The organism is Oceanobacillus timonensis (assembly GCF_900166635.1).
Taxonomy (GTDB): Bacteria; Bacillota; Bacilli; order Bacillales; family Amphibacillaceae; genus Oceanobacillus; species Oceanobacillus timonensis.
Genome location: NZ_LT800497.1, coordinates 1,859,379 through 1,873,714, shown reverse-complemented (window position 1 = coordinate 1,873,714; position 14,336 = coordinate 1,859,379). Strand labels below are relative to the sequence as shown.

The following is a 14,336-nucleotide window of genomic DNA, read 5'->3' as shown; positions in this document are numbered from 1 at the left end:
GTTTTCTTATTTTTAAAGGATATCTTTACAGAATTATTTTAAGTTTAAATTAAGGAAGTTCTATACCTAAAGAGGTTATCTTGATGCCAACCTCTTTTCTTTACAAGAATAACCAAATCTCTATAAAGCTTATTTTTCATAAAATCTGAATAAAACGAATTTACATTCAATTTAAACATATTATAATAAAGTTGCATCTTTCAAATTTTGTTCTAAGGTGCGGACTTTCCAAGATGAAGATGTTAGAAGCCCTTCCTTTTTAGGAGAGGGCTTTTTTATAGTTTACTGTATAACATGCACACACTGTAACGTATAATCTACATAAAACATCGGCACGTCATATCATACCCAATAAAAAAGGACAGGTGTTTATGTTTGGTCTGCGAATTAACTACACGCAAGATTTGTACCAGTCCATCCCAATCCTCGCTTTGAAATAACGGTGCGACATACAGGGCCTTTAATCCGAGGGTCTTGATTTTATCTGTCATAGGCGCTGGCAGATTGGACTTCGATAGTTCTATCATCTTATGAAAGCAACTGAATCGCTTCGCCTGGTCCAGCGATACGGCAAATGCAGACGGTGCCTAAAGTTGTACTCTGGTAAACGCTGCTCGTTAGTGAATACTTGCTTAAACCCTTATCTTCCCCCTATTTGTTAGCCCTGGTTGCTTTAACAATGAAATAAGGAATCCAGACAATAAACGGAAATAACATTGCTATACCCAACGCATTTTCGGTAACCTGAGAAGCAATGTTCTCCCTTTCTCCATATTCCATCACCATGATAAGTACAACAACAAAGTGGATGACAACAAACAGCAGCATCAAATACCAACGCAGATGACGACGCAGTACAAAGAAAAATAGAAAACTGATTAGGAAAAGTACAGCAAAAACAGGCCATGGATTATCAGCAGCAAACCATCCCAGTCTGCTTAACTCAACCAATCCAAAAATTACACCCCCCACTAGAACAGAAGTGATTGGTACCATGGCAAAAATAGGATTGGATCTGTTTTTTTTCTTGCCATACACTTCGATATTATACACATCGTGTGGGAATTCCTGGCTCCAATTTTGGTGCATCATTTTATTCTGTTGCTTCCAATCCCCGTTGTAGGAAAGAGGGATTGTATGGATATTTGATTCTAATTGTTCCAGCCTTTCCTCATCTGTGTATATATTCCGCTCATAACTATATAAGACCTCTTCTGTAAACTGGACAGAGACCCGCTGATCTTGAAAATAGGTTAACCAGATATTGATATTTTCATAATTATTGGCAAAAGGGATCTTCAATAAGTTATTTTCTGCGTTGATCGAATATATAATATAAATGATATAGCTGCTATCTACGTGATGACCTCCATGTTTTGTTCTATATTCATTTGTTACATAGGGAGCTACTACCACTTTTTGAATAGTGGCTAAATCTAGTTGTTCCGTAGTTGGCTCTCTATCATATATATTTTTCCATTCATCGAATAGGATGATGCCATCGAAAAATCTATAAGTCGTTAGATGATTATTTTTCCAAATCAAACCACGAGCATAGTGAAAAACCTTAATACTAAGCCAGCCTCCGAGTGGACAGAGCAGCAAGAATAACAGGTTCCAAACAGTAATCGTTCTCAAAATAGCCATGATTGGTACAAGTATCATTGCAATACTTAACAAAAATAGAATCGTTATAATATAAAAGATCAAAATCCACCCAAAAGGACCCATTTTTTTCGCTGTGTACTGGTATAACACATTATTAGTTTTCATATTTCCTCCTGATATATAGTTAATTAAATGAAAATTTGCTATAATTAGTATAAAGGAAATTTTCTTTTTATCAAAGACCTATAGTAAAAGTCCTCGTGATAAGGTGAAACTTCCTTCAGCGGAAGGGCCCTTTCACCACCATTGAAGGTTAGGTGAACCAATCGGGCCGTTACTGGCTGCCCTATCTCCCGCTTGGAATTTTCAAATACGTTTTATTCTTGGATTGGGGGTTTTACAGCTAGTTACATTACGATAAATTTTTTTTTTACTTAATACATAATAGAGAGTTGTGAATGAATGAAGGATATTATCTTTTCAGAATGGCAATTTGTAACGGTTTTTTTCACAATGATTGCGGTACTGGCAATGATTATCGGAAGATATCCTCGAAAAACAACGTTCATTTCAGGCATATTAGCTTTTTTCTTTAACTTGGCTGCTGTTTCTTTTCTGATTTATTTAAATACCTTTCCTGACCAGTCACAGCCAGATGCAACATCAACGTCACGTGAAGAAGAGGAAGTTGATATAGAAGATCGATTAAATGAAGTATATGAAGATAACAAATATCGTACAGCAAATAAAGAATTGGTGGCTATCGTAGAACCAATTAATGAAAATGGGAATATGACCTCCCATGTATACGTTAAAAACTTTCATCAGACGTGGGCGTTTCATGGAGAGGTAAGGGTCGCGATTTATGACGAGAATAATGAAATAATTCATGAAGAAATATTTGATATTTCCTTAGATTCTGGTGAAACAAAACAAATTGACTCTGATTTTGGTAATCCACATTTTGATTGGTTCAGGTATGCGTTTTACCCTGAGGAAAACTAATATGCTGTAAATGAAGATGAGAAATATATTCTTAGGGTCTTTCGATCAAGTAGACAAGGAGTGAAAATATTTAATGCATTGTAAAGTGAACGGCGTTTGGAAAAATCTCAGGTATCGTATCCTGACCATTGATAATCAAACCTATATCCTGGATATGGGACATTTTTTTTGGAAATTCTTCTTTCCATTTTTCTTCTGGATGTTCCCGAATAAGGTTTATCAAGTTAATAATCAAGAAATTATAGAGGAATTGAAAGTTCCGGATCCAGGGCGAATGAAAACAGATCCGAAAGAGATAGCAGCTGGACTGATTGTTGGGTTATCAGCAAATTCAATATGGTTATTGGGATATTACTTTAATCTTCCAGGGACACCACTTTTCAATACGATTATTGTCCTGATTGCGTTCTTCCTGGTGTTGTTAGGATTTTTCTATATTAATAAGAGATGTCAAAAAAGCATTTATCAGGTCGCACATCTGAAGCAATACGCAATGACTCGATTATGGATCAGGCCACCTTCTTATAAGAACGTTTTTCACATCCTATTTATGTATTTGTCATTTATAGGGCTTATTGTGTTATTTTGCTATCAATATATTCGATTTCCAAATGCACTGTATCTTCTTGCGGGGATATTGTTTTTGTTATTTTTGTTATCTCTCAGCTTTATAACCGTTCCGGTGGGTAATACTACGGTAAAGTTTAAAGGTGATAAAAAAGCAGCAAGTTAAGGTAACCCTTATAAAACATGTTAGAATGAAACCACATCTTTCAACTTTTGTTCGAGTGTGAGGACTTTCCAAGATGAAGATGTTAGAAACCCCTTCTTTTTAGGAGAGGGTTTCTTTTATATGATCACTGCATAACATGCATGAACATCCTTATCAAAAAAAGAATTTTCAAAAGATTTGGTATGGAACAAAGCTGCAAAATGGTATATGGTGTAAGTAAGCTGATGGTAGATTAAACTAAAATAGAACTTATTTTGCGAAGAACATAATTATACAACGAAGCGAAAAGAATATTGTTCATATTAAATAAATCTTTACCATCAACAGTTATGCAAATGAAGAAGGTGGCTGCAATTCATACTGAAAAAAACAAAGATAAACGTAATATCATCATTATTGCTTTAGTAACAGCTTGCTGCCTGCTTGGTGATTCCATGCTTTATATTGCGCTTCCGATTTATTGGAGAGAGGCTGGCTTGGATGGCGTTTGGCAAGTAGGCATATTACTTGCTGTCAACCGTTTTGTCCGCTTACCTTTAAATCCTTTCGTTGGCTGGATATATGAAAAAATCTCATTAAAAACAGGATTGGTATTTGCCGTTATTCTGAGTGTGATAACAACTGCAGGTTACGGATTAGCTACAGGATTTTTGGCGTGGCTGGTTCTCCGTTGTTTATGGGGACTTGCTTGGTCGTTCTTACGAATTGGCGGACTATCGACCGTAGCAGTCCATGGCAAAAACCATAGACAGGGAGAGGCAATGGGTTTATATAATGGCCTATACCGATTAGGAAGTCTTATGGGCATGCTCGTCGGCGGGGTATTGACACCGTTTTTGGGATTAACTTGGGTATCCCTGTCATTTGGTCTGATTTCCGGCATAGGAATGATTTTATTAGGTATATTCTTTCAAAGCAAAGCACCTTCCTCAAGCTCAAGGTCTGAAGGAAGAAAGAAAAATATCCTCGGGCTTGATATACTGAAAAATCATGCTCTTATCATGAGCAGCGGATTTTTTATTACGTTTATCATACAAGGAGTATTCACCGCAACCTTATCCTCGCTCATTATTTATCATTATGGCGAGGATGTAGAGATTCTTAATGTTGTTATTGCCGCCTCGGCTCTTTCGGGTGTTCTACAGGCATTACGGTGGTCATGGGAACCTTTTTTAGCAACGAGAGTCGGTTTCTGGTCCGATGGTTCAAAGGGAAGAAAACCATTTTTAATCGGATCCTTACTTGCAGGAGGTGTCAGTTTTCCACTGTTAGCTTTTCCCTTCGCCCCTCTGATTTGGATTCTTATTACAATCAGTGCAATGTTGACGTCAACCGCATTAACAACACTCATGGATGCAATAGCTGCAGATCATTCTCATAAAGCTGGTGCCGTTCGCTTCTTCACCTACTACACAGTTGTTCAGGATACAGGTGCAGCCTGCGGACCATTTGTTGGTTATCTCTTGCTATCATTTACATTTGGTTATGAAATGCTCTATATAGGATGTGCCATGCTGCTTGTTATATTAGCAGTAAGCTGGCGTATTCAAATCAAGAAAGAAAAGCAGAAATCATTTGTTTAGCATATAAGCTGACTGGAAAGCGTTACGCTATGCTTCTAAAGTAACTCAGTGATCGGAAAGAATTGTCTTATAAAATGATTGGTATCAAGTATAACTTAAGCAGTAAATATGACATTACTTATGCTTTTAATTGTTATTTTTAATATCTTTGGTTGAATTTCATATACGGTCAAAAGGGATGAAGCGCTTTTCCGAAAACATCATGTCCCTATAATCAGGATCCGAAAAGGCAACTGTTATGAGAATGCCTATATCGAATCGCTTCATAGTGTGATGAAGAAAGAATTATTCTTTCATGAAGATTATCAAATCAGCATTGAAGCTAAGTATAGTATCTTTTCTCACATCATGATATTTTATAATTACAAGCGAATTCCTTCAACGATTGGGAGTATGTCACCAATTATGTTGAAAAATATTACTTTTACCATAATCCCCCTTTGCAATGGAAGGTTTGATTTATTTATGAAAAAAAATATTCTATTAATTTTGTTTGCAAGCATAACATACGCAAATATTTATTTATTCAGTTTGTGGCCAGATGGGACATTTCTTTTATATTTCCCTATGTTACTCATTTGCACCGTACCTTCATCTATTATATATTTGTGTACGGCATTTCCTTTATCCATCATCCTTAACAAAAAAAATAAACCATTTAGTTTATTGGATTTAGTAGTTTATTTAATAGGCTCTTTTCTAGTTTTACAATTACTTGATTCTACTTTTTTCTACCGTATTACTCATTTAAATTGGGACTCATTTTTTAATGAATCAGGTTGGGTGATGTTTTTTATTTGGATAGGGGCTGCTGTTAATTTTTGGTTGTGGAATTCAATAATTATTTTAAAGCCCAAATCTATTTAATAATTATAAAATTATATAAGTTCCGCATTATTGAAGTGTAATATTAATTTTTACATATCTTAAAGTGTTCTAAAAATATAGTATTGAGGGTATCGGGTAAAAAGAAAAACTCTCTATTAACTTAAAAAGGAAGGATAAAAATGAAAAAGAAACACCACATTATTTTTCGCAGTGCACTAGCACTTTTACTTACACTATTTCTAATTGGGTGTTCAGATAATAATGACGAAACGGAAGAAAAAGCTTACAACGAATCAAATCATCATTCCTCCAATGAAGATGCTTCACAAAATACTAATGATGATAATGACGATGATGAAACTTCATCTGATAATTCGGGTACAGATTCAAAGACAAATTCCGAAGATAGTGCTTCTTCCAATAAATCCGAATCGACAAATGATGAAACTTCTAATGAAGAAGATGAAATCTCCGAAAATAATCAATCAGATACAGACTCAGAGGATAACTTATCAAATTTTTCATCTGAAGAAATTGAATACGCTCGTGTGTGGAACCAACTCGGACCAAATCCAGATGTAGAGTACATTGATGTTCAACATATCCCAGAAGGCACACTGCTCAATCCTGAGGAAGATGACATTGATGTTCGTTATCCGGAAGACGTTATACAGCTACGAGGAGATAGAATAGTAGATGGAGTTGTAACATATAGCAGCAATGGGGATGGAACAGTGAATGTGTATAAAACACCCTATCGTTGGTACGGTGGCCTTCCTCGTCCTGATGATGCAGATTTAGATGAATTAAAAAAAGATAGAGAAGAAATTATAAATAATACTGAATCCGTCTACATCGATACTGGTAATGATGAAGAAATTATAAATTTAATAGGTAAGCTTTCTATTCAATGAAGACTGGAGAGTAGACGAAAATGCATAGTAAGAGCCATACACTCTCTTACTTGCGCATTTTCTTTTACTCTCCCATTTTTATAGCACCAATTTCCTTACTCATTCTATTTCTTATAACTAAAAGTTTGATAAAACATTAGATGTGTAAGCTTTTATCAATATTATTCTCATGCCTAAATATAGTAATCGGTATATTATAGGGTTGATTGAACAAGCTATTCATTTTTTTATGAATTTAAAAAATTATTGCCCTTAGGTTACCTAGTAAAATCAGCTGATATTTCAATAGCTCATTATTCAGTTAAAAAGTTCTATATTCACATAAAAAAGCTATCATCAAATGCATATTCGATAGCTTGCCTATAAAAATTTTGTATGTAGGCACTATATCCTAACCGTTCTTATATAATCAATCAATAAACAAAGAAAAAATTTTCCGGATAATCTTATCTATTATGACAGCAGATACTATTAGTACCAGAAGCCATAATATGAAACCTATATGATCATAAACATTAAATATATGCAATAAATAAAAGACTCCTGCTAAAAGGATAATGTTTATTAGTTTACGCCATTCATTTGTCTCTACCTTTCTTTCCTTACTTTCAAAATAATTACTGTTATCTTTTTCATCTTTATTTTTATTCATTATAAAACCACCTTAGAAATAAAGGATTAGATTCCACAATATAGTCCACCCTTAGAAAAGATATTTCACAAAAAAGAATGACGGTATAACAGCAAATTGTTTAAGTTTAATATTCCATTATTACCTGCCCTATAGTAATGTTTTGCCGGATTCCAATTCAGCTAAACATTTTTAACCATCAGAAAAAGATACACTTCTTTTTGCAGAATCCTCTATTCCAATTTATACAGCATTGGTGACTAAATAAATTTTTATTGTTCTAACTGGAACAACAATTAACGCAGTATGAAATACTAAAAGATATAATGTATGCTTTTTTGAATAAAATTCTTATGTTAATGTGACTTTAGAATTATTTCAATGTTTATGAGCGCGCTGATGAATCTGATAAAGCAGGTCCTCAATGTGGTGTTGTAGTAAGAGACAATACTATTTATCTAGCTGGCGGGACATGGATGACTGTCATTAACTCTGTAGAGAATCCCGAAAAGCAGTTATAATTGTTTTAGGTGAACTATCTTAGTAAGAAGGTGATAAGAATGTTAGTATTTCTCACTGGTTTGGGTACTCTGGTGGCAAGTATTATTCTAAAGATTTCCAGTCCTGATAATATTAACAGCATATATGGCTATCGAACCAAAAGATCTATGAAAAATCAAAAACTATGGGATTTTGCTCAAAAATATTCCGCGAAAATATTGATCATAGTGGGGATTCTTAATATTTTAATAGGTATCGCCTTAATGTTTGTAACTTACAGCAATGAATATTATTTATTTTTTGAATTAGGATGGGCAGTGCTTTCTTTCCTGCCGGTTTTCGTTCTAACAGAGAGAAGACTTATTCAAATTGAGCTATATTTAACAGAATGAGAAAGGAAGGACTGCTTTACTGCCTGCTTTCAAAAACAAAAAATTGTTGCACAATGAATTAGCTAATTGTACAACAATTTTTTATTTGCATAAACGGATGGACATTTATAGAAAATTTCTCAAAATCACTATATTTAAATAAATCAGGATTTGTATTTTTAATTAGGGTTCAAAAAACTTAACTTACTTATTCATGTAAAATTTGCACCAAACCATGCAAAGAATCAAATAACCGCAATATTAAATATAGTTAAAATCAGCGCTATAGCAGATATTATTTTTCTCTCATTTTTCGAACAAAATGCTACTATCCTCATGATGATGATGGATATGTAACCCTGCAAGTATAAAAATCGCTACTATATCATAAACAATTTTATTTGCTGCTTGTGAAATTGGATCAAGCAGGGACATAGATAATCCTCTCTATTTCATATTAATAGTATATTGCAAACATTCTCAAATTGAATCATATTTCTTCTAACTTTTACGTTTTGAGTTTTCAATTTCTTTAACTATAGAAGCTTTCTTCCCTTTTTCGTTCTTGTAATTGGTTAATTGTATATGAAAATAATTAATATATTCTATGATGGCAAAGATGTAAACAAATACAGCAACCAAAAAGATAAAGGACATTCGCTTCATGATTAAGATATCCATAATTACTATTAAAGGCATCATACATAGGAGTACAAAATTAACTTTCTTCAAAATGGTAAGAGGTTTATATAGATTAGGTAAAACAGTCCTTTTACTTTTCAATCTTTTCCATTTGATAAACCAATAAAAACTCCCCTGTAATAGTATAAAATTCAGGGTAAATAGTGCATAAATCAATGAATAGCTTTGATTTAGAGAAAAATTATCAAAATATATATAGCTAAAAACTGCTACTGCAAAAAATTCTCCAGTAAATAAATAACCGAGCCTTTTTTCTAAACTTTTGTTTGCTCCACTTTCCATTACAGCACCTCTTTATTTCCTGTTACATACACTAAATTATAAAACCATTAAGAAATTCCATTTAATAATATTCTCTGAAATTAAACAATAGGTTCTTCGTTTTCTGTAAACTTATAAAAATAAGGAACAATTTGCACTGACGATTAATAAGGGCACATCGCTTTCCAAACGAATTTTTTCACAGAGCTCATAGCCATCCATCTCCGGCATCATCAAATCAACAAGCACGATGGAGAAGGAACCTGCTTTAAAATCCTCCCAGCCTTCTATACCAGTAGATGCCCATGTCGTTTGAAACCCTTCCCTGTCCAGATGATCCTTCATAATCCGGGCAATTTCATAATCATCTTCTACAATTAAAATGTTTGTTCTCTCTTCCATTGGAACCCCTCTTCTCTAACTACTTTAAGTATAAATCATGCATGATGCTGTCTTAGCATTCTTTATTTTTAGTTAATAATTGCTATGTAAGAACGCGTTACAGTTTTTCGCATGCTGTAACGCGTTCTTTGACTAATCTCTATCATCAGGCAAAACTACTGCTACGGTTGTGCCAAGGCCCTTTTCAGATTGAACGGAAATAGCCCCCTGATGCAGCTTGGCGATTTGCAGGGCAATACTCATGCCAAGCCCTGTCCCTTCATTCCTTTCCTCTGTATTGGTGCCGCGATAATAGCGGGTGAACAGATGCTTTTGCGTTTCTTCATCCATCCCCATTCCATTATCGGTAATTCTGATTTCCAGTGCCTTTTCTTCTTCAGAGTGAGCAACTTCAACCTTCACAGCAGTTTCAGGCGGGTTATGCTTCCAAGCATTATACATCAGATTATCAATCATTCTTTCAAACAACCGTTCATTCACTTCTATTTTTCTATCTGGATGAACTGGTTCGTACGCAACTGGATAATCCTTAAAGGTGACATCCTTTTGAAATTTATCTAAGATTTGTTCCATATATTCATTGATATTCACCGCGTTAAACGTTAAGCTGTTGGCATCATTTTTCAATCGAAAGCTGAGCGTAAAGTCTTCAATTAGATCTACCATATAATCACTTTTTTCAGTGATGGTATCTCCAATCTCTTGAAGCTCCTGCTTCGACCAGTCGTATTCCCTGTTTCCCAGCAAGCGCCCGTAACCTTCCATGGTAGTCAGAGGTGTACGAAGGTCATGGGAAATTCCCGTAACCCATTCCTCTCTGCTTTTTTCCAGCTGTTCTCTTTCTTTTTGGGAAGCATCCAGTTTTTCAGCCATCTCATCAAATGCCTGGAAAACCTCTTTATATAATTTATATCTTCTTTTTAATTTGCCATTTTTCCGATATACTTTTTTCTTCTCCTGCGCTGTTAAAACTTCCTTATAGTTTCCATTTCCCATCCGATTTAGCCAATTGATCAGAATAAAGAAAGGGCTCCCATAATGGAAACTCTTCCAGAATGTAATAAAAAGCGTGACAAGTAGAAGAACACCAGCCAGACAAGCAAGAACCAGCCTCATGTCCTGAAACATCGTTAATGGAATTTCCTGTTTAGACTCATTTGGCGTAGATAAAATCCATGAATGACCCGAATCTCTATCTAAAAATGTATTTTGGTTTTCAGCATAATGGTCTGGGGAAACATCTCTTCGAATGATTTCTAATGGCGACGTTTCGATTTGTTCCTCCTCACCAAACTGTTGAAGCAAATCTCCCGTTTCATCATAAACAGACAATGTTCCTCCAATTTGATTTAGCCTTTCTTCCACCGCAGCTTGTTCTGATTCAGGAACTTTACCGTTGATATTAACGTTTTCTGCTAGTTCGTTCATCAGAATCGTTCCCAGCTCTTGATAACCAAGTATAAATAAATATGGCTCTTCACTATCATACATTGGTTCTTCCAGTGTATATTTTACCGTATATTCCCCAAGCTGTTCTTTTTCCTTCATTTGTAGAATGTCGATGCTGCTATAACTCTCTCTTAAACCTTCGGGCACATTTTCAGACTCAATGACATTTCCCTCTTTATCAATAATTTGCAGCCAAACATCTGCCGGTAATACATCGCTAATATTTCTATTACTCTCTCTATATGTATAAGGATCACCGACTTCAATAGCAATCTCCTCTATCTGTGCTTGATAATAATCTGCTTCTCTATCTTCCTTGGCAAAATAGAACAATCCAATAAACAGACTAAGGACTACAACAACAATCATCAACAAAGAAATAAAACCAAACTGAATCGAAAAATGAAAAAACAACCGGCTCCGTAATTTCTTCATGAGGCATTTCCTTTCACCAATTTATATCCCAATCCCCGAACAGTGAGTAAAAATTCCGGTTTACTCGGATGGACCTCAATTCTTTCTCTGATTCTTCTAATATGTACCGAAACCGTATTCTCATCTGCAAAATGTTCAAAACCCCAAACCGCCTCCAATAAATCTGCTTTGGAAAAAATTCTATTTGGATGCTTACATAAATAAAGAAGCAGCAAATAGACCTGTGTCGGGCATGGAACATCCTTTCCATTAACCGTTAACACACCTGCGCTTTCATCCAGGACAAAATGGCCAAAATCATAGTTGCTAGATTTTTCTGGTGTAACTGCTTCTGTTTTAGCAGATCTTCTTAAATACGCTTTAATCCTTGCCGCCACTTCTAACGGGTTAAATGGTTTGGTGACATAATCATCTCCTCCTGTCGCAAACCCTGTTAACACATCCAAGTCGGACACTTTTGCCGTTAAAAAGAGAATATACGCATTCGTCAACTCTCTGATTTTCGGACAAAAATCAAAACCGCTCCCATCCGGAAGCATAACGTCCAGAATAATCACTTCTATTTTATGTTCCTTTAATATTTGAATGGCTTCCTGCCCGGTATAAGCTTTATGTACACGCTGAAATCCTTCTTTCTTCAGCATCATTTCTAACATAGTTACAATTGCTTTCTCATCATCCACAATCAAAATATCTGTTTGTTCCTCCATGTATGACACCTCCATTGGTATCGTACCATAGCAAGTTTACGAACAGTTGAACAAATCGAAGCTTTTTTAATTGATTGGTAATGTTCTGTTCAACTAGCAGACAGCTGCGTTTGCTAGAGTGAACGTAAAGAAACATAAGAAGGAGTAGTGGATATGAAACACCAAGCAGAAATGATTTTAACAGCCATTGGCATTTTATTACTTGGCGTACTATTCGCAGGAAGCATCCTGTTGTATGGCAATGTCGAGGGAAGCCCTGAGACACTGGAGTTAGTCCAGTCTTTTATGGAGGATGAAAATATAGTTGAATTCAGCGAACAGCAAATCATCAGCTATATTGGTTATCTGTTTATCTATTTAGCTGTTATTTCCTTCACCTGGATAATCTTAGGGTCCGCAGCTATTTACTTATTGAAAAAAGAAGCTAGAGGAAAATCGGCTGGAATGCTTTTAATTGGAATAGCCATACTTGGCACACTTTCAACAATCGGTTTAGGGATTTTCGGCGGTATAATCTATTTGATTGCCGAAATCATGGCGATAAACCACAGTCGTTCTGCCGGCAAGTATACATAGGAAACGAGGAGATGAATTTATGTTTACAATCGCTTTTAGAGAGTTTAAAAGTTTATTTACGAGCATCCGCTCATGTTTAATCATTGCCGTCTTATTTGGTGTTACAGTCGGCGCCGCCAGATTAGTCCGCCAATTTGAAGCTCCCCTTCAGGATTTAGGACTTGGACAGGATGCTTATATAATGGGATTAATGCTTTTATTAATTTTAGCTGCGCCTTTGTTTGTAACCAGCTTATCCCACAACATCGTCAATAAAGAAATGGATACACGGACCATCCGTTTTTTAGCAACAAAGACAAGTCGGCGTAATATTATCCTTGGCAAATTTATCGGGAGCTTTTTATTTTGGGCTGTATGCCTTACTGTCGCTTTGTTACTCATCATTCCATTTTCAAAATCGTTTTCCATTTTAAATCTGATTCAAGCGATTATTTTTGTGTCTTACTTTATCGGCCTGACACTATTTCTATCAACCGTTATTCCAAAGCCATCTTTAAGTATGTTTTTAGGAATCATTATTTCGGTTGCTTTGCCGGTGCTTGGTTTATGGAGTACAGGGACAGACAATCTTTTTATGAAAACCATTGGCTATGTTACACCTTATTTTTATTACATACAGGAAGAAACGCACAGTTACTATGCTTATTTCGTAGTGCTTTTTCCCGTTTTATTTATTGTATTAAGCTTATTCATCTTTAGAAAGAGGGATTTATAAATGGAAGCTTTGCAAACACATCAGTTAACTAAATCATATGGAAAGAAAATAGTTGTTGATTCCGTTGATTTACACATTCCCGAGGGTACGATTTTTGGCTTTCTTGGAAAAAATGGAGCAGGCAAATCCACGTTTATCAATATGGTAACCGGACTTATCAAGCCCAGCTCCGGTTCCTTTGAAGTTTTGGGACATCCTGAAAAAAGACTTGAATCGATTCAAAAAGAGATTGGTGTACTGCCGGATTATTCTACCTTTTATGATGATTTAACAGCATACCAGCATTTAAACTACTTTCAAAAATTAGTCAAACAATCGCTTTCCAAGCAGGATATTATCCATGTTCTCACCAAAGTCGGTTTAGAGGACGCTGTCCATGTCAAAGTAAAAAAGTTTTCGTTTGGAATGAAAAAGAAACTGGGCATCGCCCAAAGCATTATTCATCAGCCTAAGCTGCTCTTTTTGGACGAACCAACATCCGGCGTGGATGCCAACGCCGTTTTGAATATTCATGCATTAATCAAGGAAATTGCTTCACAAGGAACTACGATTCTACTAACCTCTCACAATTTAAATGAAGTAGAGAAATTATGTGATGAGATTGCGATTATGAACAAGGGAAGCATTCAAACGCAGGGAACGATGAAGCAGCTGCGGGAACAATATCAGCAGGACATCGTGATTCATATTCATCATCGGGCTCTCTCTAATAAGGAGCAAGTACACTTACAGTCTTCCTTTTCAGCGCTTGTCGAAAAAATTCAAATCGGGGAAACAGCTTCCGAAATCATCGTTCCCTCAAAGGAGCATATTCCGCAAGTAAATAAACAATTTGTAAGGCAGGACATCGATGTATTTCGACTAGAAGTAGACGAACCGTCCCTTGAGGAAATTTTTCTTAATCTAGAGTAA

General features: G+C 35.5%; 15 protein-coding genes and 1 pseudogene. 10 read left to right on the top strand and 6 right to left on the bottom strand.

The window, feature by feature from the left end; translation table 11 throughout:
• Positions 1–651: 651 nt before the first annotated feature.
• Positions 652–1,773, bottom strand: coding sequence for a hypothetical protein (locus B7E05_RS09135; RefSeq protein ID WP_080873904.1), 1,122 nt, complete (start codon positions 1,771–1,773; stop codon positions 652–654).
• Between the two features lie 297 nt (positions 1,774–2,070).
• On the opposite strand from B7E05_RS09135, the gene B7E05_RS09130 reads away from it, so the two are divergent.
• The 6 genes and pseudogenes from B7E05_RS09130 to B7E05_RS09110 all read left to right on the top strand — a co-directional run bounded on the left by B7E05_RS09130 (position 2,071) and on the right by B7E05_RS09110 (position 6,671).
• Positions 2,071–2,613: a hypothetical protein gene (locus tag B7E05_RS09130; RefSeq protein ID WP_080873903.1), complete on the top strand. Its 543-nt coding sequence runs from the start codon at positions 2,071–2,073 to the stop codon at positions 2,611–2,613.
• Between the two features lie 73 nt (positions 2,614–2,686).
• Positions 2,687–3,346, top strand: coding sequence for a DUF443 family protein (locus tag B7E05_RS09125; protein ID WP_080873902.1), 660 nt, complete (start codon positions 2,687–2,689; stop codon positions 3,344–3,346).
• A gap of 335 nt (positions 3,347–3,681) precedes the next feature.
• The gene (locus B7E05_RS09120; protein WP_080873901.1) at positions 3,682–4,929 is read left to right on the top strand and encodes an MFS transporter; all 1,248 of its coding nucleotides are present in this window, start codon (positions 3,682–3,684) and stop codon (positions 4,927–4,929) included.
• A 219-nt stretch (positions 4,930–5,148) separates the two neighbouring features.
• A pseudogene (locus B7E05_RS22665) lies at positions 5,149–5,334 on the top strand (IS3 family transposase); the annotation flags it as partial.
• Positions 5,323–5,796 carry a UPF0715 family protein gene (locus B7E05_RS22660; RefSeq protein ID WP_425435091.1) on the top strand — a complete coding sequence of 158 codons (474 nt, stop codon included), beginning with the start codon at positions 5,323–5,325 and terminating at the stop codon, positions 5,794–5,796. The pseudogene B7E05_RS22665 and the gene B7E05_RS22660, both read left to right, overlap by 12 nt.
• 140 nt (positions 5,797–5,936) lie before the next feature.
• Positions 5,937–6,671, top strand: coding sequence for a hypothetical protein (locus B7E05_RS09110; RefSeq protein ID WP_080873899.1), 735 nt, complete (start codon positions 5,937–5,939; stop codon positions 6,669–6,671).
• 409 nt (positions 6,672–7,080) lie between these two features.
• Here B7E05_RS09110 and B7E05_RS09105 read toward each other — a convergent pair whose 3' ends face one another.
• On the bottom strand, positions 7,081–7,323 hold the full coding sequence (locus tag B7E05_RS09105; protein ID WP_080873898.1) for a hypothetical protein: 243 nt from the start codon (positions 7,321–7,323) through the stop codon (positions 7,081–7,083).
• A gap of 539 nt (positions 7,324–7,862) precedes the next feature.
• Here B7E05_RS09105 and B7E05_RS09100 point away from each other — a divergent pair.
• Positions 7,863–8,195, top strand: coding sequence for an SdpI family protein (locus B7E05_RS09100; RefSeq protein ID WP_080873897.1), 333 nt, complete (start codon positions 7,863–7,865; stop codon positions 8,193–8,195).
• A 480-nt stretch (positions 8,196–8,675) separates the two neighbouring features.
• Here the strand turns inward: B7E05_RS09100 and B7E05_RS09095 are convergent, their stop codons facing one another.
• From B7E05_RS09095 to B7E05_RS09080, 4 genes are all read right to left on the bottom strand, one after another.
• A complete protein-coding gene (locus B7E05_RS09095; RefSeq protein ID WP_080873896.1) occupies positions 8,676–9,158 on the bottom strand; it encodes a hypothetical protein in 483 nt (160 codons plus the stop codon).
• Positions 9,159–9,269: 111 nt separating this feature from the next.
• On the bottom strand, positions 9,270–9,539 hold the full coding sequence (locus tag B7E05_RS09090) for a response regulator (RefSeq protein WP_080873895.1): 270 nt from the start codon (positions 9,537–9,539) through the stop codon (positions 9,270–9,272).
• A gap of 132 nt (positions 9,540–9,671) precedes the next feature.
• A complete protein-coding gene (locus B7E05_RS09085) occupies positions 9,672–11,423 on the bottom strand; it encodes a sensor histidine kinase (RefSeq protein WP_080873894.1) in 1,752 nt (583 codons plus the stop codon).
• Entirely contained in the window at positions 11,420–12,133 is a 714-nt protein-coding gene (locus B7E05_RS09080; protein WP_143833204.1) for a response regulator transcription factor, read from the bottom strand. Before B7E05_RS09080 ends, B7E05_RS09085 begins: the two co-directional genes overlap by 4 nt.
• 153 nt (positions 12,134–12,286) lie before the next feature.
• Here B7E05_RS09080 and B7E05_RS09075 point away from each other — a divergent pair, with 153 nt between their 5' ends.
• From B7E05_RS09075 to B7E05_RS09065, 3 genes are read left to right on the top strand one after another with little or no spacing between them, the layout of a single operon-like run.
• Positions 12,287–12,709, top strand: coding sequence for a DUF4064 domain-containing protein (locus B7E05_RS09075; protein ID WP_080873892.1), 423 nt, complete (start codon positions 12,287–12,289; stop codon positions 12,707–12,709).
• A 19-nt stretch (positions 12,710–12,728) separates the two neighbouring features.
• Positions 12,729–13,424: an ABC transporter permease gene (locus B7E05_RS09070; RefSeq protein WP_080873891.1), complete on the top strand. Its 696-nt coding sequence runs from the start codon at positions 12,729–12,731 to the stop codon at positions 13,422–13,424.
• Positions 13,425–14,336, top strand: coding sequence for an ABC transporter ATP-binding protein (locus B7E05_RS09065; protein WP_080873890.1), 912 nt, complete (start codon positions 13,425–13,427; stop codon positions 14,334–14,336).